The organism is Verrucomicrobiia bacterium (assembly GCA_019634625.1).
Lineage (GTDB): Bacteria > Verrucomicrobiota > Verrucomicrobiia > Limisphaerales > CAIMTB01 > CAIMTB01.
The window spans coordinates 82593-104210 of the sequence record JAHCBA010000021.1 but is presented as its reverse complement, the minus strand read 5'-3'; the positions used below and the strand labels follow the sequence as shown (position 1 = coordinate 104210).

Here is a 21618-nt window from a genome sequence, read left to right as displayed (position 1 = left end):
AGCGGTGAGGCATTCCTGGCGTCCTGATCACGAGATGAAACGATCCCTTCGTCGGGAGGCAGGCGCGGGCGACACCGGGCCGGAGGGGACGACTGCGGCGGCGGGTTCGGGCGGGGTGGCGGGGGGGGATGCGGTTTTCCGGGATTTTGTGGCCGGCAGTCCGGAGGCGATTTTCGTGATGGATGCGGGGGCGGGGCGGTTTGTGGAGGCGAACGGCGCGGCGGCGAGGCTGATGGGCTGCGCATCACGGGAGCGGCTGGTGGGGAGTCATCCTGTGGACTGGTCCCCTGAGCGGCAACCGGACGGACGGGACTCGGGGGAGGCGGTGGCGGGCTGGTTGGGGACGGCGGTGGGCGGCGGCGGGTCGCGATTCGAGTGGCTGGCGAGGCGGGCGACGGGGGAGTTGCTGCCTCTGGAGGTGACGGTGACGCCGGTGGGGATGGGGGGGAGGGCGGTGCTGGTGCTGGTGGCGCGGGACATCAGCGAACGGAAGCGGGCTGAGCACGCGTTGCGGGACAGCCAGTCGGTGCTGGCGTCGATCGCCGACAACATTTCGGAGGCGATGTACCGGAGCGACGCGGAGCATCGGTTGATCATCGTCAACCGGGCGTTTCTGGAACTGTTCGGGTACGACGCGATGGATGCGCTGGGGGGGCAGCCCATCGCGGCGTTGCATGCGGAGGAGGCGGTGTGGAGGGAGTTGATCGAGCAACTGGAGCGGGAGGGGGCGTACGGTCAGAAGGAGGTGGAGTTTGTGCGGAAGGGCGGGGGGCATTTCTGGGGGCTGGCGAGTGCGCGGGTGGTGCGGGAACCGCGGACGGGGGCGGTGGCGTACCATGTCGGAGCGATCACGGACATCACCGAGCGGCGACGGGCGGCGGCGGAGATCCGGCGGTTGTATGCGACGCTGGAGCGGCGGATTGCGGAGCGGACGGCGGAGCTGAGTACAAGCGAGGCGAGTTTGCGGGCCCTGGTGGATCATGCGCCGGAGGCGATCGTGGTGTACGACGCCGAGCTGGGACATTTCGTGCATGGGAACGAGAACGCATTGCGACTGTACGGGGTGACGCGGGAGGTATTCGCGACGCTGGGCCCGCTGGATGTGAGCCCGGCGCACCAGCCGGACGGGAGTCTGTCCGAGGAGGCGGCGCGGGAGCGGATGGAAGAGACGCTGGCCGGTGGGGCGCCGGTGTTCGAGTGGACGCACCGGCACACGAGCGGGCGGCTGATTCCGTGCGAGGTGCGTTTGATCCGGCTGCCGGCGGAGGGGCGGCGGTTGTTAAGGGCGAGCATCACCGACAACAGCGAGCGGCATCGGCGGGAGCGGATCCAGCAGGCGACCTACCGGATTTCGGAGGCGGTTCACACGGCGGACGACCTGGAGAGCCTGTACGAGCGGATCCACGAAATTGTCGGGGGCCTGATGCCGGCGCGGAACTTCTATCTGGCGTTGGTGGAGCCGGAGCACGAGCGGATCTGGTTTCCGTATTACCGGGACGAATTCAACCAGGAGACGCCGGCGCCGCGTCCGCTGGACACGGGTCTGACCGGAGCGGTGGTGCGGAGCGGCCGGCCGGTGCGACTGGGGGCGGAGGCGCAGGCGCGGCAGGTGCGGGAGGGGGACCGGTTGGTGCTGGGGGACCCTTCCGGGGTGAGATATGTCGAGTCGGGGCGGAGGGCGGCCATCTGGCTGGGGGTGCCGTTGAAGTTCCAGGGCCGGATCCTGGGGGTGATGGCGGTGCAGGATTATCACCATCCGGAGGCGTACGGGGAGGAGGAGGAGCGGATACTGACGTTTGTGGCGGGGCAGACGGCGCTGGCCATCGAGCGCAAGCGTTCGGAGCGGGAATTGCGGGAGAGCGAGCAGAAGTTCCGGGCGCTGTTTGAAGCCTCGAGCCAGGGGGTGATGTTGCACGACACGGAGAAGTATCTCGAGGTGAACCCGGCGACGCTCCGGATCATGGGGTATCCGGATGCGGCCGACCTGATCGGACGTCACCCGGCCGAAACGTCGCCACCGACCCAGCCGGATGGGCGGGATTCGGCGGTGGTGGCGCGGGAATACATTGCGCGGTGCATGGAGACGGGGCATGCGCGGTTCGACTGGGTGGCCCGGTCGGGGAGGGGGGTGGACGTGCCGCTCGAGGTGATTCTGACGAGGGTGACGATGGGGGGACGGCAGATCATCCAGGCGGTGATCAACGACATCAGCGAACGGAAGCGGGCGGAGGCGGAGTTGCGGCGGGCCTTGCAGCACGAGAAGGAGATGGGGGCGTTGAAGAGCAATTTCGTGTCGATGGTGTCGCACGAATTCCGCACGCCGCTCGGGATCATCATGTCGTCGGCCGGCATTCTGGAGAAGTACTTCGACCGCCTCGACCCCGGGGAGCGCCGGGAGCAACTGGAGTCGATCCAGCGCAGCACCCGGCGGATGGGGGATCTGATGGAGCAGGTGCTGCTGCTGTCACGGCTGGATGCGGCGCGGATGGGATTTGCTCCGACTCCGCTCGATCTGGCGGGGTTTTTCCGGGTGCTGACCGACGAGGTGCATTCGGTCACCTCGCGGCGGTGCCCGATCGAACTGCGGGTGGACGCATTGCCGGCGCGGGCGCGGGCGGACGAGGGGTTGCTGCGGCACATCTTCACGAATCTGCTGACCAACGCGGTGAAGTATTCGGAGGCGGGACAGTCGGTGGAGTTCAGTGTCGTGCGGGAAGGTGCGGAGGCGGTGTGCACCGTGCGGGACCACGGGATCGGAATTCCGGAAGCGGATCGGGAGTGGCTGTTCCGGGCGTTTCACCGCGGGCGGAATGTGGGGCAGCGATCGGGCACCGGGCTGGGCCTGGTCATTGTGCAGCGTTGTCTGGAGATCCATGGCGGCCGCCTGGAGTTGGAAAGCGCGGTGGGGGCCGGGACGGCCATGACGGTGCGGCTTCCGGTGTTTTCGGAGCGGGAGGAGTAGGGGACCAGGGATCCAGGAGGAATTGCGGGATGGGGGTGCGGCACAAGCGCCAGTGATAAGTCAGGCTCTCCAACTCCCGGTCCCTCCGGGACGGCTTGGAGGGCCGGGTTCCCCGGGACGGAAGCACGGCGAACCCGCAAGGATTCGTCCTGCGGGTCCCTTCGAGGTCACTCCCTGGTGAGGCGCAGGGGCCCGATCAGTGCATCCCGGAGTTGTCGGCGAAGATCAGTTCCAGAGGAGGGATTCGTCTCGATTATTGAAGACGACGCAGAGCTTGAGGAGGTGGGTTAAACCGGGACGTCCCCAGGTCTGGCCACAGCCGCGCAGTCGGCCCTGAAGTTGCTTTCCCAGGGATTCGACGGCTCCGCTGCCCCTGGGCGCGCCGGCTTTCTCCATCTCCTGGTAGTGGAGATGATCGCGATGGGTTTGAAAGTAGTTCACTTCCCGAGCGACGATTTCCTGAACCTGCGGTGTACGGGCCGCCGAGGGTTGGAGGAGTTGTTCGAGGCGGCTCACGACCCGGGCTTCACCGCCCTTGCGCAAGGAGCGCGGCAGCGGTTTGACCCAGGTTTGTGCTTCCTTCGTCCTTTCGCCATGAAGCGCCTGGCTCAGCGCTCAGAGGTGATCGCGAGCATGATGGAAGTCGAGGGTCTTGAGGGCTTGGGCAAACCGCTTTTCGGCCAGATCCCAGAGCCAGACCGCCCCGTCCATGACGAGATAGACGGCTCGGGCTCGGCCGAGACCGCGGCGAAGGGCCTCGGTCTGCACGGCGGCTCCGAAGTCCATGGGCGAGGTCTGCGGCGGGGTTGCCACGATATGTTTCTCCACCAGAAGGCCCCGGCCACCGGCGCTTTCTGCACGAGCTTCAAGCCGGTAGATGACGGCAGACTTGATCTCGTGCCAGGCGATCCGCTGAGGATCCTTCCTCCGTGCGTCGGCCCCCCAGTCCCGACCGCGCTCGCGGGCCATCCAGCCGTCGAGCATGATCACCAGGCTGAAGGGCGTTTCGGGCACCGGGACAGCCGGTGCGGGCAGTTCGAGGGTCGCGGCGCTCCGGCCAAGGCGCTGGGCCTGCTCGTGGATGCGCCCGTCGCTGGCGGGACTGCCCCAGGTTACGGCGATCCGGACGGCTCGTTCGTAGGAGCCGACCTCGGTGGCGGTGTAAGCCAGACGAGCCTGGAACTCGGGGCTCAGGCGCTGGTAGGCCTCCATCCCCCAATGCACGCGCGCCGGACATACCCGGCAGTCCAGCGCCGGGGAGTATCCGTGACGGACGCGCAGGGTTACCACGCCGACGACGGTGTCGAGTCGGAGATTGCGCCAGCGGGTATCCAGCAGTCGCTCGCCGGTTTGTGGACAAATCGGGGCCAAGGCCGTGGCTTCCTGCTGAAGGCGTCCTTCCAGACGACGGCGAGTCCACTCGCGTTCCTCGGCCAGCACGGCTTGTTCGAGTCGTCGCAGGGTGTTCATCGCGAACGCCGGCGCAGGCGATAGAGATAGATATCCTTTCGCGGCACTGCGCAGGTATGGTGGCGGTCCTGCCGGCTGCGGCCCTGGGTCCGGCCAACGCACTGCCAGTTGGCCGCGCGGTAACAGGTGCCGGCGAAGCGGTCCTGTTCGACAAAGGTCTCCAGACCGTCCAGGCCATGGCCGTACTTTGCGTGCCAATCCGCACCAATGCGCCGAGCCACCACCCCGAGAACATGGCCGGCCAGATGGGGCACCCGAACCCACGGCAGGATGAGGAAGCGGGTATTGTTGGCCAGGGTGTGAAGTCCGCTTCGGCGTTCAGCGTCGCTCCAGCCCAGAGCGCGCTCACGCGGGGCACAACGCCAGGCCGGGGCGCTAAAAGGCAGGCAGGCGAGGTCCCGGCCCAAGGCGTCACGCACTAGGTAACCGAGGTTTTCGCCGACCTCGCGCAGCCCCAGGTAGTGATAGGTGTGAAGATAGAAGGCCCACCGACGCGCCAAAGCCCCGCCGGGTTCGATCACCTCCACGCTCACCGGTTGCACCTTCCTCAAGGGTGCGCTCCACGGCGCCGGAGCCTGCCACCCCGGCAGGTCAGGGGGCCTCCGCGGGGGGCGGCGCTGGTAAATTCGCAAGGCAGGAAGATCGAGTACGCCCTGCGCCTCCAGCTTCAGCAGGAAGCTGCGGGCCGCAAAATCCTTCAGTCGACCCCGGGCGTCGCGCCACTCCCAATGGGCACATAGCTCGCGGGCCACGCGCTTACGACTCCAGTCCGGATGCTCTCCAATCCAGTTCTGAAGTTCGAGAATCTCCTCCGCCCGTATCCACCTGCCTTGAATCTGTTGTTCGGCGATCACCACCCCCAGATTGTCGCCGTACCTACCCGGTAGTGCAGCCCCATCACCGACAACTTGGGGATGCACCGCCTGGCCGGGGGCGCATCTGCGAGTTGTGGGTGCGGAGGCAGCGAATCGGAGGGACGAGCTCTGCGAGTCCTCAACCCAGTGCTCCACACCGTTGCGGCCTCGTGGAACCCGGCCCTCCGAAGCGACGCTTGGCGGAGTTCGCACCTCGTCGTATCCCTCGACCGATCGAACCTCCGACAACATGGAGATGCGCCCCCCGATAGGGGCAGCGCTGGTTGTTTGGGTGACAGATCGATCCGATCCGCTTAGCCTGTCGTAGGCGGTTCGGTGAAGTCTGCGATCCTGCCCAGACCGAATGCCCAGCACTTACAATCGCTCAGCCTTCCAGGCCGTGGCAACCGGCGCCACGATTCCGGCTCTCGCGAGAGCCTATGCCGGATTGGTCGTAGTCGAATTGGCGCTCAAGGAGGCGCTCAAGCACGGTCATCGCGTCCAGAATCTTCGTCACGATGTACCGGAGATGCTCCAGCGACTGGGCAAACTCCATCCCAACTGTCGCGCCGCGCTCAACCAACATCGTTCGGACCTTGCCAATAAGCTTTCGGCACTGCACGCCCAGGAGGTAACCAATACCCCCGGATTTGTGCGTCACACCGCCTATCCGGACCTGCGCTATCTTCGTCACTCACAGGACTGGAAAACAAGTGCCTCCACCGACAGGGAACTCGATACGTTGCGAGCCTGTGTCGACAGGATCCGCCACTTTCTGCGCAACAACGTTCGATTGCCTGAGCCGATATGATCACACTTTCGTCCATCGTGAAAAGAGCCCACGAGGCTTACGGTTCGCAACTCGAACTTCGCTATCTCCACCCCACGCTGTACCTGATCTGCAAGGATCCCGCCTTCGAAAGTCTCGAGGACGAGGAGAGGAAACGACGTTTCGTGGAAAAGACGGGGCTGTCTGGCAACGGCGCCAACCAATCCTACCTGGCCTCCATTCTCAGTCTCGTCCTGGTGACGCCGGAAGAACGCGAACGCGACTACGACTTTCTCGATGTATCCGCGACCGGCAGGCATTGGCTGCCGCTCCTGGCCGGGCGTCAAGCGACCGGGTTCGCTCCCGTCGAAAGTGCCGTCCCGCGTGCAATTCATTTCTACGGATATAAGGGAGGCCAGGCGCGTTCCACAGTTCTTGCGATGCTCGCTCAACAACTCGCGGAAGATGGGTACCTGGTGCTCGCAGTGGATGCGGACATCGAGGCCCCTTCCCTGGATGCCGTCTTCGACTCAGCGGCAAGCAGCCCATCCCAAACGCTGCTTGGCCTCGCAATGTCAACCCAGCCCATCGAAACCCGTTCCGCCTACACCGCGAGGGGAGGCGTCGGGCGTGTGGACCTGATCGCCTGCCGACCGGTCTCCGCCGAGTACGACATGGACTTCGCGGCGTTCGCGCTTCGGTCCGCTCTCGACGTGGAGGTTCTGGAGGAAGGTCTCAATAGGCTTCGTCGACACATCGAACAAATGCCCAAGGATCGCTACGACTTTGTCCTTTTGGATCACCGATCCGGGTTGGCCACCTCGGTGCTGCCAGTGATCGGGGCGTATCCGGGACCGACGGTCATTTGTCTCCGTATCGATGAACAATCCAGCGGAGCAGGCGCTCTTTTCGACATTCTCCTCGGACAGGTCAAGGATACCCCCGGCGCGTACGTCAGTTTCTCGCTCGATCCCGAGGACACGCGGGAGAAGATGTTGGGTAGGCATGGAGCGCGGATCAGTGAATTTCTGGACAGATTGGGAGAAGCGGTCGAACGCGGTTCCAGCGACTACGCCGGGCCGGACAACGACCTTCCCCCAGAGGACTTCCAGCGATACTGGGTTTCCTGGTTTCACGATCGCGCCTTCGTGACCGATCGCTTTCCCGCCTTGTCGGAAATCTCGGAGGGCAATCGTCAATCGTTGCTTCAACTGCGGGAGGTTCTCGGTCTTTCCGGCAGAAAGGAACCGGTCGTCCGCGAGCGACGTCGCGAACGCCGTTCCACCCGACTCTCCCCCAGCGGGGCGGGTGATGAAGGGGTCTTCATCCAGACCCAGGAGATCGCGCGCCTCTTCCAACCGAACACTCCCATTACCTACATCTTTGGCCGCAAAGGCACAGGTAAGACCCGACTTCTTCGGGAACTCAAGAATCGGGGTTTGGGCGAACCGCTGATCGTCGCAGCGGACGAAAAATCGGGGGGAGTTTCTTCCAGTGACGCTGTGTTCTCGGATCTGGCCAACCATTTTTCGAACGATCCGGTGATGCTCTGGTGGACAATTCTTGCCGCAGCCCTCGAATCCGACAGTACATCTGGGCCGGCGTTCCTTAAGAGTCTGAAGTCGAAGGAACATCAGGCCCGTCGCAAGCCCAAACCCCTTCGTATCTCCGATATCGCCGAACTGGCTGCACGGTTGCCGACTCGCCGGGTCTTTCTCATCGACGGCATCGAAACGGCATTCCGGGCGGCTCAACTCATCGAGTTCGTTGAGGCCCTATTTAAGTTTTTGCTCACAATCCAGTCGGACGCCAAGTTTTCGGAAAGAGTCGTCGTCCGTCTTTTTCTGCGTACGGACCTCGCCCGGCGCGCTTTTCAAAACGTCGAACAGCAAACCGCCGGGCGCAAACTCGATCTCACCTGGAACACCCAGTCGATCTTCAATTTCGTTCTCTCCCGAATCGGCCAACTCGGGTGGTTTCAAGAGAGCTTTCCAGATGCCTGCAAAGCCATCGACAGGGAAGATGTGCGCATTCGTGCAGGCCAGCTTCCGTCCGCGGAGTACGAACCGCTTCTCCTGGAGATTTTTCCGCGCCGCCTCCGCAGAAATAACCTTCAAACCCTGACGTTTCTCAAGACCTACTTTTCGGATGCAGCCGGCGACGATGAAACTCGCGCTGCATTCTACCCGCGACTATTCGATGCGTTTCTGCGGTTCATCGCTCATCCGGAGGAATTGCCTCAAGGCAGTACTCGGGCGAATCCTTTGGAGGACGGGAGAGTCGACCAATCCCTCATCCTGGCCGCCCACGAAAGTGCGTCCGTCAGGTTCCTCGACGAGGTAAAACAGGAACTGAGTGTATTGCTCAGCCTGGCCGAGCGGCCCGCCGAAAACGACCAACGTGTCACCGAGCTCTTGTCTGCATTCGATGGGCTTAAAACACCGTTCGAATTCGAAAGGCGCCTGGAAGAACTGCAAAAACTCGGCGGCGGCAAAGTCGAGGCCGCGGACCTCCGAGACGCGCTCCAGCGCATGAAGGATATCGGAATGTTCGAGGACCGCCCGGGCCATGCCGGATGGTGGCGGGCGGGACGTTTGTTCAAGTCGGCGTTGAGGATGAAATACGTGCGCAAGTAGTACCGAGGCCGGAATCGGCCGTACCGCCGGGCGGAAGACCTTTTCGAAGCGGTGAGCGCTTCGAAAACGACGCTGTCTTCCGTTCCCTGCGGCTCGAAGCGGATTCCAACCAACGCCTTCCGAGTCGCGGGCTATCGGAGCCCGATGCGCAGCCGGAAGAATCGGGGGTTCGACGGACCCTCCGACGTGTGGGTCACGACTTGGCCCGCTCCGACGACTTCGGTGAGGCCCGGGACCGGGGCCCAGGCGGCACCCACAGCATCCACGGTCTCGAGGGTATAGACCCTCGTTCGTCCTTCGTATCCGGGTCCCTCCGCTCGATGGGCCATAAAGGCCAGGATCGCTCCCCCCGCGGTGCCCTCCACACCGAGCAGCGGCCCGGTGTCCGGCTGCGTCGGATCCGTGCCCGCCACGAACTCCTCCCACAGCGTGCGACCGTCGCCGTCGGGATCGGCATTCGGATCCAGTCCTGTCACCCCGAAGTATCGGATCTGCCAGGCCTCGGGCAGGACGGGGGCCGGCGTCTCGCCCAGGACGAAGTCCCTGCGTGCAAACCCGCCTCTCTCGACGACGGTCTCGATGGCCTCGTCGAGGAGCTGCACGGCACTCGTCAGTTGGATGCGCACGGCGGTTCCGATGGAGGCGGCCCACGGATTCAGCGGTGCCTCGGGCGTTTGGGTGGGGATGCGAAGGACATAGCGATTGCCGGCGGCGGGATCGCTGCCCATTCGGTAGGCGGCGATGACGGGTCCGGCCGCGCCGAGGCGGGCCTGAACGACGAGGTCGGTTCGGGCGGCGGTGACCGGCTGGCCATCGATGGCGATCGTTCCCCACAGGATCGTATCCGGTTCCGGCAGTCTGGCCTTCGCGGTGACCACCCCGAGGGTGCCGATCGCAAGCCACAGGGAGACGATGCTGACCGGCCTTCGGGTCCGGCGGATTCCGGGATTGGGTTTCATGACTAGTTCCCCGAGAAGCTGTAGGTCTGGAAATAGATCTTGATGTCGGAGACGGCCCGGATGAAGCGGTCCAGACCCTCGTCGGGGTTGTTGAGAAGCGTCGCCCCCGGGACGATGAGGATCCAATCGGTGTTCCAGACCGACCGCCCGACCAGGCGGTCGCTGGAGAGGACCTGCGCGGGAGAGAACCCGTCGTCGTGGTAGGCGCGGAAGCTGGAGAACCTCTGAATCTCGCCGTAGGTCTCGCCCAGACTCCCGAAGGAATCCTGCATCGGGATCCAGGACGGATTCGAAAGGCTGCCCGCCGCGATGGGGAAGGGTACCGGGAGTTTCTGATCGACGATCCGCCATTCCCGTGTCGCCAGGTTGTCGCTGGCGGGGGTGCGGACGATGTCCTCGCCCGCCGGAACCAGGTACACCCGCGGCGCGGCGGCCAGGTCGGCGGCGAGGTAGTTGGCGAACCACACCCCGACCGAACGCACCTTGGTCGAGAAGAGCGTCGGGTCGTAGGCGGTGTCCCCGGGGCTCAGCGGCCAGCCGAAGAAGTTGAGTCCGGAGGTGATGGTGGTTGGAAAGCGCATGACCAGGGCCGGCTGCGGACCATCGGACTCCGGGGCGAAGATCCGGCAGTACCGTCGGAATTCCGGCAACGCCCAGAGATCCGGCACGAGGTGGCGCCGCAGTTCGGCCCGCCACGTTTCGTTCCCGTCGTCTCGGATCCTCAGCGATTCGCGGCGGAGCGAGAACTGCCCGGTCTCGGTCTGCGGCGCGTTGAAGCCCAGGCGGCCCTTGAGCACGGCGAAGTTCTGGTTGAGCACCGCCAGGGTGTTGGCCAGGCCTTCGCCCGTGACCGGCCGGCCCTGGAGCACCTGCCCGAGGCTCCGCTGGCGCAGGATCTCGGTGAGGAAGGGGTTCCCGGCCGCGCCGGTTCCGCCCAGGGTCTGGGTCTCGAAGTCGTAGGCGGTGGCCGCCAGGAAGACATACCGCTGTGCGAGGTCGAACTGGGCCCGGTACTTCTGGAGCGCGTCGTTGCGGAAGATGCGGAAGCCCATGTCGCGGTAGCGGGAGGTCTGCGTGTCGGCGGCGGCGCTCCGGCGGAAGGCGACCCGTTCCTCGATGAGCCGCAACCCGCGGGCCTGGGTGGCCAGGTATTCGCCGGCGGCCTGGTTGACCGCCTCGCGCAGCTTGTACACCTCGAGTCGGATGACCGCCTCCTCGCGCATCCTCTGTTCAAGCACCTTGATCTCCTGCAACACCTCGTAGCGCTCCTCGGCCGCCTCGAGTTGGCTTTCCGTCATGGTGATGGCCACCGACTTGGCGGCCTCGGCGGCGGCCTGCACACCGACCGCCACGCCCTCGATCACAAGGGCCGGGGCGGCGAGGATTTCGGCGTTCAAAAGGAGCGAGGCCCGCAGCGGGGCTGTCACGTCGTTGGCCAGTCCGACCACCCTCGGCACCCCTTCCACCGCGATCTGCCCCATCCTGCGGGTGGTCTCGACCGTCTTCTTCGCCCAGGCCTGGGTGGCCTTCGCTGCGGCGACAATCATGGTGGCCGTGGCCTCGGCGCCCCGGCGCACATCCCGCAACCGCACCGCCTCGGCCTGCAGATCGTACCGGGCCTGCAGCATGTCGAGGTGATCCTCGATGCGGCCGATCAGGACGTCGTAGGTCTTCAGTGCCTTGCGCAGCGCCGTCTCGCCTTGCAGCAGGGTCGAGAGGGCGAGCTGCATTTCCCCCGGCGCCCGGCGTGCCCCCCACGACGCGGGCGGCACAAAGCCGAAGCCCGCCGCCGACCAGGGATAGCTCACTTGAAGCGTCCCCGGATCGATCCCGCTCTGCAACCCCGGCACATCGTCGGGGAAGTAGTGTCCCAGGGTGGCGTCGCCATAAACCTTGGCGGTGAAATACCCGGTGAACGCTGCCGCCGGGGGCGCGTTGTCGCCGGTGAGATCGACCGCATCGACGTACATGTAGTGATACAGGTCCGGCCCGTCGTAGCCGGACGGGTAGGTCCCACCCGCCCCGATGTCCCCCGCGTAAGGATATCCGAACAGTTCGATCAGCCGGTTCTTGTAGTCGCGCTCCCGCATCCCGACCTGGCGCCCGAACTCGTCCTGCCGATCCTGGTTTCGGCACAGCGACTGGCTGAGCTGGCTGGCATGGTCGAACACCGTGAGCGCCCCGGTCAGCGCCTCCACAGCGCGTTCGTAGATCTGCTCGAAATGGGTGAGCCCCTGATCGATCCGCGCCGGACTGATGTCGAAGGGCACCACTCCCTTGGCCAGCCCCATCGGATTCAGTCCGAGGTCGGCCTTGTCCATCTGGGACTGCACCTCCTCGTAGGCGGCCACGATCTCGTCGAGCTCGCTCACCGTGGTCCGGTCGATCTTCCGGATCCCGGTGCGGGTCGGATCGGGATCGACAGCCGGCAGGACGGTGCTGGCGGTGACCCAGTCGAAGTAGGCGGCCTGCCCTGCCCGCCTCGCCCATTCGGTCACACCCCAGGCCCGGTCCGTGTCGCTGTCCCTGTACCCCTGCCACTGGCCGGCCGGATCATCCACGTAACTCAGCCGGTAGGTCAGGTCCACGATCTCCGCGCCGGTGCGGGACTTGAGCGCCGCGGCGCGGGCGAACTTCCTCTCGTCGAGGTAGTCCACCTCGACCGGCACATTGGCGATGAGGACCGATTCGCTGCGCGGCACCCAGTCGAAGTGCGGGTTGGCGAGCAGATCGTAATAGACCTTGGTGGCGGTCAGGTAATGACCCCACGCGTCGCCGTGGCCCTGCGGGAACAGGGAACGCGCGTCGATCTCGTCGATCCGCCCGTCCGGCTCCCCTCCCGGTCCGTCGAGGTCCGTGATGTTGTAGGTCTGGACATAGGCGACCTCCCCGTCGCTCTGGGTGAAGTTCCAGAACAGGCGGTTGTACACCGGCGGGGCCGTGACCGGTGCGGAGCGGTTGTCCCGTCCGCGGAGCAGCACGAGTTCCTCCTCCAGCAGTGAATCGAGCTGGTTCTGAAAGGCGAAGATGCTCGAGGCCAGGCTGCCGTATTCCGAACTGCCGGTGGGGAACCCGATGGTCGGATCCGCCGCGTCGGCAAACGCCTCGTTGCCCAGCAGCAGGTAGAGATCCGCGATCCGACCCGCCGCCAGCAGGAGGGCGTCGTTGGCGGGTCCGAAGTTCACCGGCGGCACGGCGTCGATGCTCAGCCGTCGCCCGCGCCGCAACACCGTCTCGTACGCCTCGATCAATCCCACGCTGTTGATGCTGTCCGCCGCCGGGTTGAACGGGATGTCGCCTTCGTAACGCCGTCCCGCCTGCCGGATCATGCTCGCGTAGGTCGCCGTCTCCGCTCCGTGAAAGTCGCGGGTCCGGGCCTCGAAGGGATTCAATCCGCCCACCACGCGTTTCACCCAGCCCTCGGCCAGTTGACCTCGGTCGCCGCCGGGCGCCCCGGCCCACGCGCTCCAGGGAGTGGCGCCGTCCACCGCGTACCCCCGGTAGCGCACGATGTACCCGTGATCGGCCAGGGTCAGAAGACCCGTGTTGCCGCCGTCCCCCACCGTCACCTCGTTGACTCCCGCGCCGTTGCCGGGCGTGACCGTCAGCCGGGTCCACCCGTTCAGCTCATTGCGGGTCGCCGTCAGCACCGGCAGGCGCGTCGGGTCCGAACCGTCGTCCGGCCGGTGGTACCATTCGAACTCGATCCCGTCCGGGTCGCCGCCGAAGTCTGCGCTGTGTCGCAGGGTGAGGCGTTCGTCGAACACGTTGTCCGGCTCGATGACTTTCAACTCCCCACTGAAGGGCCCGCCCGCAACGCGCACCAGATGCAGACGCACCGGCAGCCCGGCGAGGTCGGGATGATCGTTCTCGACGAGCGTCACGTATCCTGAGCCCGTCCCCAGTCCGGCACTCAGCACCTTGGGCACATCCCCCTGGGCCTCGTGACGCACCGGCCCGCCCTGCACGCCGGTCGCGGCATTCGTGATGGAACCCGTCAACCCCGCCAGCAGCGCATCGTCCGCGACGCCGTCCCCGTCGAGATCGATCCGGTTCGGATTTCGCGTGAGTCGGTACAGCGCGTCGATGGCGTCGCGGAACGCCGGATCGGGCGACAGTTCGCGAATGCGGTCGCGTTCCCGTGCGGTCATGATGTTGAGCAACAGCAGCGGTTCCCCGGCTCCCGAGGTGTCCACCCATCCCCTGAAGCTCAACCGCCGGTTCAACGGGTCATACGCCAGCCTCGAACGCAGGGCGTACGGCAGCCCGGGGAACACCAGCCGTCCGCGATCGTTCGCCGTCGCCACCCCGCCCGGGACCTGAAACCCCGCGGCGAGCTGGAACACCCGTTCGCTCAGGGGATCGAACAGCCGTGCCACCGACGCCATGGGATCGCCTCCGGAAGGATCGCCCTCGTCGAACACGATCTCCGCCCTGGCCCAACCCCGGATCGCCGGCAGCCCCCGCTTCGCATCGAACAGGCTCTCCCCGATCTCCAGCGTCGGAACCGTCTCCGGCCAGCGCACCTCGTACGTCAGTGGCGCCGGGGTCCCGGGGCTCCCCCCCGGCAACCGGTCCAGCCACGGCACACATCCGCCCACGGCGACATCGGGTTGTCCGTCCCGGTTCAGGTCGTAGTCGAAGTCCTCGCGCAACGGGTAGAAGTACCCGATCCGCACCTCCGTGGTCCCGCCTCCCGCCCCGGCGGCGCGCGCATGAAACCGGCCGGTGTGATCCTCGAAGTACGGACCCGACATCCCCTGGCTCGCCGCGCAGATCCCGAGGCTGGAAAACGGACCGGGAAGGGCGAGTTCCAGGCCGGCCTCGCCCGGCAGACGTCGGACGCCGGGCGCCACCCGCCACAGCCGGAAGGCCCAACCGTCCTCCATGCGGAACTTCAACAGCACATAAGGCTCCGAAACCCCGAGCACGGCGTTCAGATCGTCGCGCAGGGCATGCAGGGTGTCGCCCACCAGAAACGCGTGTTCCTCATTGGGATTGTGGCCGGCCAGCGACGGGTCAGGCTGACGATAAACATGCTTCCCGGGGTAGTCGGACGGGCTCAGCGGACCCGAACCCTCCGCCGAACCGATCACCAAAGACGGAACCTCGTCCGGCCACTCGATGCGGTATCGCGCGGTCAGGCCCGGCCACGGAATCCCCGTCTCCGCGCTGCGCCGGTACCAGGCGACTACCAGGTCATCGTTGGAGGCCGCCGAGTGCGTGTTCACCGGGACGATCGGACCCAGGCGTTCGACGCGGCGATGCGCCGGGTTCGCCGTGGCCATGTCCACCGGAGCCCGCGTCAACATCACGTAGCCGCCCCCCCCGGTCGGATCGTCGTGTCCGGCATGCGTCACCGGCTGCCCGACGACGGCCGGGATCCCGTCCTCGAACAGTCCGGGATCGTGCCAGGGCACCGACCGGACCACTTCGAATTGCGCGGGCTGCGTCGCGAGGTCGATCGGCTGTCCTTCGGTGACCAGGAACCGGAGGACCGAATGCCCTGGCTGTGCGGCATGGAAGACCGGTCGCGGCTGGCCGTCGGACGTCACGAGGTTGGAAATCACCGCCGAGGCCTCGGTAAAGATCAGTTCCTGGAATCGCAGCGGAAAACCCTCGATCGCCGGTTCCAGATCCGCCGGGGCGCCCATGACATGGCGGGGCGGATCGAGCGGCCAGATGCTGCGGCCGAGGCAGCCGAGCACCTCCGTCTCCGAGGCTGCACTCAAGGGCCACGAGATCTCCGCCAGTTCCACCGGCCGCAAGGCGTAGAGCCGATGCTCCGCCTGGCTCCAGTGGAAGTAGTCGCCCCACGACGCCCCCGCCGGCGCCAGGATGCTCACCTGCGGCAACCGCAGTGCCCCGCCGTCACTCCGTCGCGCCGCCTCGGGAACCGGCACGGCCTGTCCAACCGTCCACGTGTTGTACTCGAAGCCGCCCCCGGCGTTGATCCGGCCGAGAAAAACCCGCTCCGAGGCGGTCACCAGGTTCACCCGCCCCACCGCCATCGGGCCTCCGAACGATCCTGAGAAGGTGAACACGCCGTCCGGACCGCGCACCAGATCGCCCGCCCGTTCCACGCCGTTGCCCCCGACCTGTTCGACCCAACTCCAGGCTCCGGTCGCCGCGCCGATCCGGGCCAGCATCAGATCGCGGGAACCCCCGCGCGGCACCAGGCTGGTGGTACCGAGAATCAGGTTGTTGGCGAAGTCCGCCAGGAGGTAACCGTCTCCCCCCGCATCCAGCGCCAGCCGGGCCGGACCGGTGGTCCCGGTCTGGGTGAACCAAAGCAGCGACCCGCCGGCATCGAGGCGCGCCACAAACAGGTTGTCCTGTCCCGTCGGCCCCGCGTTGCGCGATGTCCCCGCCAGGTTGATCGCCCCCCGCGCATGCCCGGCCAGCCATACATGGCCCGCGCCATCCGCCGCCACGTCGAGGGCCCGGTCCTCCCCCGCTCCTCCACCGCGCCACGCCTGAACCCACTCGCCCTCCGTGTCGATCCGCGCCAGAAAGAAATCCGATCCTCCCGCCGACACCAGGCTCGCGGTCCCGAAGGTCGCCGTGTTCCGGAACTCTCCCGCCACCCAGATCGTGTCCGACCCGGCCAACGCCAGTGCCTGCGCCCGGTCGTCGCCGGCTCCCCCCGCGGATCGCAGCCACTCCCATTCCCCGTTGGGGGACACCCGCCCGATGAAGACATCCGTGCCGCCCGCGGAGACGACGGGCACACCCGCCGGGTTCACGGTGCCGCCGAACGCGCCGACCACGAACGTCGCTCCGTCCGGCCCCATGGCGAGGTCGTGAATCCGGCTCGCCCCGCTCCCCGCCAACCGCAGCGCCCATGCCCATTCCCCCGCCGCGTTCAATCGGGCCACGAAGGCCGACGTGGGACCGTCGCTGGTCAACCGCCCGGCACCCGCCGACAACACGCCCCCGAACGAACCCGCCACCCTCCATCCGCCTTCGGAGTCCGGGGCCACCCCGTCCACCGTCAACGTCCCCGACGCCTCGAAGTGCCGTGCCCATTGCCATTCGCCCGCCGGATCCAGTGCCGCCACGAACGCCGGGGAAACACCGGGCGAGGCGGTGAACGCATGGGAACCGAACGTCGCCGATCCGTTGTAACGGCCCGCGACCAGCACGTCCCCCGTCGCCCCAACCGCGTGCCGGGCCTCCCGGCTCTCTCCGGACGTGCCCTGCACCGCCACCGGCCACCCGCAATCCAACAACAGCGTGCGGAAGGACCCGGCCCCGCTCTCGCCGTTCCCGATCCCGCTGCTCGCCTGCAGCCGGAATCCGTACTCGGTGTCGGCGGCCAACCCCGTCACCGCCTCGGTCAATCGCACATTGAACGGCCCGCGGCCCACCGCCCGGTTCGGACCCCGGCGCACGTCGGACGGGTTGTCGGCCGGCCACCAGGTGAACCACGCCACGGTCTCCGACTCGAACCCGTTCACCCAGCCCGTCAGCGTCGCCGACGTCGCCAGCGCCGGCTGTGCGCCGGTGGTTTCCGCCTCGGGCGCCAACCGCTTCTCGACGCCGGACGTCACCCAATCGGCCCCATTCGTCAACGTCCCGATCAGCCCACCCGCCCGGCTTCGGGCCTCGAGGCCGACCCCCTCGTCGAAACGCAGATACAGTTGCAGCCCCGGCTCCGATCCGCTCAGCCACCGATGCATCCGGTCCCGCAGGTCCGCCTGCGTCACCGCCACGTTCCACACCCGCACGTCGTCGATCAGGCCATCGAAGGGGTTGCTCAGTCCCTGGCGACCGCCGATCCGGAAGTCGTTCATGTCCGGATGCGCGTCGCCAATGTTCCCGCTGCCGTTCGAGGTCTGGACCAATTCCCCGTTGGCATAGATCCGCACGACACCGGACTGGTACACCAGGGCGACGTGGGTCCATTGGTGAAGCGGCGCGAAGTGCCCGGTGCGTTGCACCGCCCAGCGCCCGCCGTTGGACACCGCCCACCACAGTTCGCCCGAGGCGAGCCGGGCGATCTCGTACTCGCCCTCCCGATTGACGATCATCCCGTTGCCGGTCGCCCCGGGGCCCATCGGAAAAATCCAGGCCTCAACCGTCAACGCCGAGGTGGCCCTTGTCGCCGGGTCCGGCCCCACCTGCACGTAGTCGTTCACCCCGTCGAACCGGATCGCTGCGCCGCCCAATGCCGGCCGCGTCACCGTGAAGCTCCGGTTGCCGCCGTGTTCGGTCCCGTTCGGATGCTCCACCACCAGGCGGTACTGGTACACACCCGGTTCCAGTTCGGGCAGCGCCGCCGAGATCGACTGCGGCGCCAGGAGCCCGCTGATGGGGGTTCGCGCGGTCGTGAACCCGTACTCCGGCGGACGGGTCGTGAAGGCGTCGGCGGGAACCGTCTGCCGCGGAATCCCCGGCCCCTCGTATGCCAGCACCAGTCCCGCCGCACCCGCGTTCTCGAAGTACCGGACCTCGAACGGATGCGCCCCGGCGGCCAGTTGCACCACCCCGGACGCCTCAGTCATGCCGTGAAGTCCGTCGTGCGACACCACCAGGTCCCCCCCGATCCGCAGATCAGACCCGTCGTCGCTGGTGAGATGGAATCGATACAGCCCGTCGGTGGGAACGTGCAGGGATCCGGTGAACCGGGCCCCGAACCGATCGGCCGGCACCCCGGGCCAGAACGCCCCCGACGTCGCGGGAATGTCGATCGTGTAATAGCGGTCCTCGAGGTGGGGCGGACTGTCCCACGGAACGTCCCCAAGGGTTGCCAGGTCCGTGCCGGCAACGTGAAACGCCACCCGGTTTTCCGCCGCCACCGGCAGCCGTGTCGTCCCCGGCCCCCACTCGAAATAAGCCGTCGCTGCCTGCCCGTCCGTCTTCACCAGGCCCTCCAGGATCGGACTCCCGAAGGCCAGATCCCGGACCGGCCCCGTGATGGCGAGGGCCCGGCCCACGCCAGCCCCCGAGGGCACATGATCCACACCCCCCACCAGGACGCCGTGCAAGCCGCGCGCGGTCGCGTCCCACACCCGCTCGCCGCCCCCCTCGTCAAACCGGTAATGCGCCACCAACCCATCCTCTTCGCCCGTCAACGGCACATTGTAATCCCTCGCCATCCGCTCCTCCGGCAACGCCCGGTCCCAGATCCGCACCTCGTCCAGCTCCCCCGTGAAGTGCTGACCCGACGCCAATGGCGTCGCCCCGAGATCGAGGGTGTTCACCGACGGGACCACATCGACGATGGGACCGCTGGCGGCGTGGGCGCCGGCGAAGGCACCGTGGGTGAAGACCCGCACCTGGGCGCCATCGTAGGTGACCGCGACATGCGTCCATTCGCCCCACGGGATTCGCGCCTCCGTGGGCACCCAGCCCCATCCGGGCGAGGCCGTGGCCAGCACCACCAACAACGTGCCGTCCGCAGCGCGGCCCAGGCCATACTCGCCCTCGCGGATCAGCAGGACCTCGACGTTCTTCGACACCCCCAGAGGCCGTACCCACGCCTCAAGGGTCAGCCCGTTGGTGAGCCGCAGTTCCTCGTAGGGTCCGATCCGCACCGAGCTCGCACCGCCATCGAATCGCACCGCCGTCCCGCCCCCGGCCCGATGCGTCGTCACCAGGCGCGGCGCACCCACCGCGGGTCCGTACGCGTTGGTCGCCACCTGCCGATACTGCGCGGTTGTTCCGGACGTCAGGCCGGTCGCCGCCGCCTCCACCCCTCCAAACCGGGTCCAACGCGTCCCGTTCGCGACCGGGAACAAGGTCCCGCGATTGCGATGGGGACTTCCATCGACCGCGATGGATCCCGAGGTGGCCGTCAGTGGCCACCAGGCCATCAACTCGCCCAGGTTCGGATGATCCTCGCTCAGGGTCCGGTCCATCCAGTCCCCGATCGTCCCGCGCCTCAATGCCCCGCCCCAGATCCGGACATCCCGGAGCTGCCCGACGAACCCCCAGTCGTTGGCCGGCAGAAACTGGCGCAACCCCAGCCACACCGGACCGCCCCCCTGGTAGGCCGACGCCGAAACGTCCTCCGCCACCAGCACGCCGTCCCGGTAGATCCTTCGCGCCCCGCTGACCCGGTCGTACGTGCACGCCCAATGATGCCAATCCGTGTCGTTCCACGCCTGCGTCGTGTTCAGGTCGTTGCCGAAGAAGGCGAAGGTGAACACGTCGTTCCCCCGCCAGCCGATGTGCAGGGCACGATTGCGGAAGGCCGCGACGTCCTGCCGCACTCCCTCGGTCTGCGCCAGCGCCACCGAGGGGATCCCCATGCGCTCGCGCCGCGCCCAGAACTCGACCGAGAACGATCGGTCGGCCAGGTCCACCGCCGACTGGCTCGTCACCCGCTCCTCCACCCCGTCGAACCGCAGCGCCCTACGGGTAGCGTTCTCCTCGCCGAACGCCATCCCCTCCGACCGGTGCGCATACTCCCGCAGTGGAAAGTCCGTCGCCACCCATCCCGGCGCCCCATGGAGACTTCCGTGATTTCCGTTGCCACTGACGTCACGGATCACCGATCCCGATCCCTCGTCGAGGGGCCAGCGCCCGACCTGAAAGGATTCGTAATACCGGGTGCCGCGCCGAATGTCATTGATCGCGCCCACCGGCAGGCTGGTGCGCCACAACCCCACGTCACGCACCGCCCCTTCCAGCCACCGATCGTCCACCACCGGTTCGCCCGCGTAACTCCCGATTCGCAGGGCCTGCGTGGTGGTCGGCCGGCCCGACGCGCCCGTCCATCCGGTCCGCGCCCACAGCGATCCGTCCACATAAAGGTTCCCCCCGGTGGCATCCACCTGGAACGCCACATGACGCCACTGCCCGTCATCGACGCGTCCCCCGTTCAGTCCCCGCCGATCTGTCCAGACGGTCGGCCCCCAGATGTGGCGGGTCCCGGAAACGAAGTACCACGCTCGGATCTCCCCCTGGAACACGTAGATCTGCCAGCCGTTCGAGGACCCCGACACGTACTTGTTCACCACCCCGCCGCTCCCGCCCGGGGGGACCTTCACCCATGCCGCCACGGTCAGGTACGGACCGCTCACGGGATCGCCGTTCATCTCGTCCCGATGCGCGATCACCGCCTCGTCGTCCCGCCCGTCGAGACCAAGCGCCATCGGCGCCACGTCCCACTCCAACGCCGATTCCGCCGGAAGGTTCTCCTGGCCCAGCTCCCCCCGAAACCGTGCGCTCCCCCCGGTCACCTCCTCCGCCCCGACCGTGGTCGCTCGTGGCACCCCCACCGGTGCGGTGGACACCCGCCATCCTCCGGCCCCGCGTGTGCCGTGATGTCCGTTCCCTGTCAGGTCCGACACCGTGTCCCCCATGCCCTCGTCGAAACGCCAGTACCCCGCCAACCCCGGCTCGTTGCCGTCCAGCAGTCGGTGCAGGCCCTCCCGGATCTGCGGTGTCGTTCGCGCCACCCGCCACACCCGGACCTCGTCGATGAACCCGCTGAACCGCTGGTCAATGGCGCCCCGACTCCCGATCTGGAAGTCGTTCAGCGTCGGATTCGCGTCCCCGATCGGGCCCGTCCGTGCGACCCTGTGAACGCGTCGCCCGTTGGCGTAGGTCCGGACCTCGGAGCCGTCGTACACCACCGCCACATGCGTCCACTCGCCCTCGGGCGCGACGTATCCGGTCGAAACCCAACTGAACCCCGACGGCACCGCCGCCAGCGCCCAGCGGATCGTGCCGTCTTCGAAGCGGGCCAGCAGATACTCCCCTTCCTTCCCCAGGATCACGCCGTCCGCACTCGAAGCGGGCGCCCGCTCGGTCGGCTGGATCCACGCCTCCATGGTGATCGCCGAGGTCATCCGCAGTCCCTCGGGCGCCCCCATGTTGGGACCGTTGAACAGCCCGTTGAACACCAGCATGTGCGGCGCCGCCGAAGCGGGGCCGGCGGTGGATCCGAGCCAGATCGCCCATCCCAGTACGGAAAGCGCGCGCCTCAGAATACGGTCTCGAGTGGAATCGGTCATGG

General features: G+C 67.0%; 8 protein-coding genes. 3 read left to right on the top strand and 5 right to left on the bottom strand.

Annotated features, from left to right (window positions below):
* Positions 1 to 34: 34 nt before the first annotated feature.
* On the top strand, positions 35 to 2962 hold the full coding sequence (locus KF833_13815; GenBank protein MBX3746378.1) for a PAS domain S-box protein: 2928 nt from the start codon (positions 35 to 37) through the stop codon (positions 2960 to 2962).
* A gap of 225 nt (positions 2963 to 3187) precedes the next feature.
* Here the strand turns inward: KF833_13815 and KF833_13810 are convergent, their stop codons facing one another.
* The 3 genes from KF833_13810 to KF833_13800 form a co-directional block, all read right to left on the bottom strand.
* Positions 3188 to 3478, bottom strand: coding sequence for a hypothetical protein (locus tag KF833_13810; GenBank protein MBX3746377.1), 291 nt, complete (start codon positions 3476 to 3478; stop codon positions 3188 to 3190).
* Between the two features lie 99 nt (positions 3479 to 3577).
* Positions 3578 to 4432 (bottom strand): hypothetical protein, encoded by an 855-nt coding sequence (locus tag KF833_13805; GenBank protein ID MBX3746376.1) that lies wholly within the window; start codon positions 4430 to 4432, stop codon positions 3578 to 3580.
* Positions 4429 to 5352 (bottom strand): DUF4338 domain-containing protein, encoded by a 924-nt coding sequence (locus KF833_13800; protein ID MBX3746375.1) that lies wholly within the window; start codon positions 5350 to 5352, stop codon positions 4429 to 4431. Before KF833_13800 ends, KF833_13805 begins: the two co-directional genes overlap by 4 nt.
* A 334-nt stretch (positions 5353 to 5686) precedes the next feature.
* Between KF833_13800 and KF833_13795 the strand changes: the two genes are divergently transcribed.
* Together KF833_13795 and KF833_13790 are read left to right on the top strand one after the other, a co-directional pair.
* Complete coding sequence (locus KF833_13795) at positions 5687 to 6097, top strand: hypothetical protein (protein ID MBX3746374.1); 411 nt, start codon at positions 5687 to 5689, stop codon at positions 6095 to 6097.
* Complete coding sequence (locus KF833_13790; GenBank protein ID MBX3746373.1) at positions 6094 to 8691, top strand: AAA family ATPase; 2598 nt, start codon at positions 6094 to 6096, stop codon at positions 8689 to 8691. Before KF833_13795 ends, KF833_13790 begins: the two co-directional genes overlap by 4 nt.
* Before the next feature lie 131 nt (positions 8692 to 8822).
* On the opposite strand, the gene KF833_13785 is transcribed toward KF833_13790, so the two are convergent.
* Both KF833_13785 and KF833_13780 read right to left on the bottom strand, forming a co-directional pair.
* Complete coding sequence (locus KF833_13785; protein MBX3746372.1) at positions 8823 to 9650, bottom strand: hypothetical protein; 828 nt, start codon at positions 9648 to 9650, stop codon at positions 8823 to 8825.
* 2 nt (positions 9651 to 9652) lie between these two features.
* Complete coding sequence (locus KF833_13780) at positions 9653 to 21616, bottom strand: hypothetical protein (GenBank protein ID MBX3746371.1); 11964 nt, start codon at positions 21614 to 21616, stop codon at positions 9653 to 9655.
* Positions 21617 to 21618: the final 2 nt, after the last annotated feature.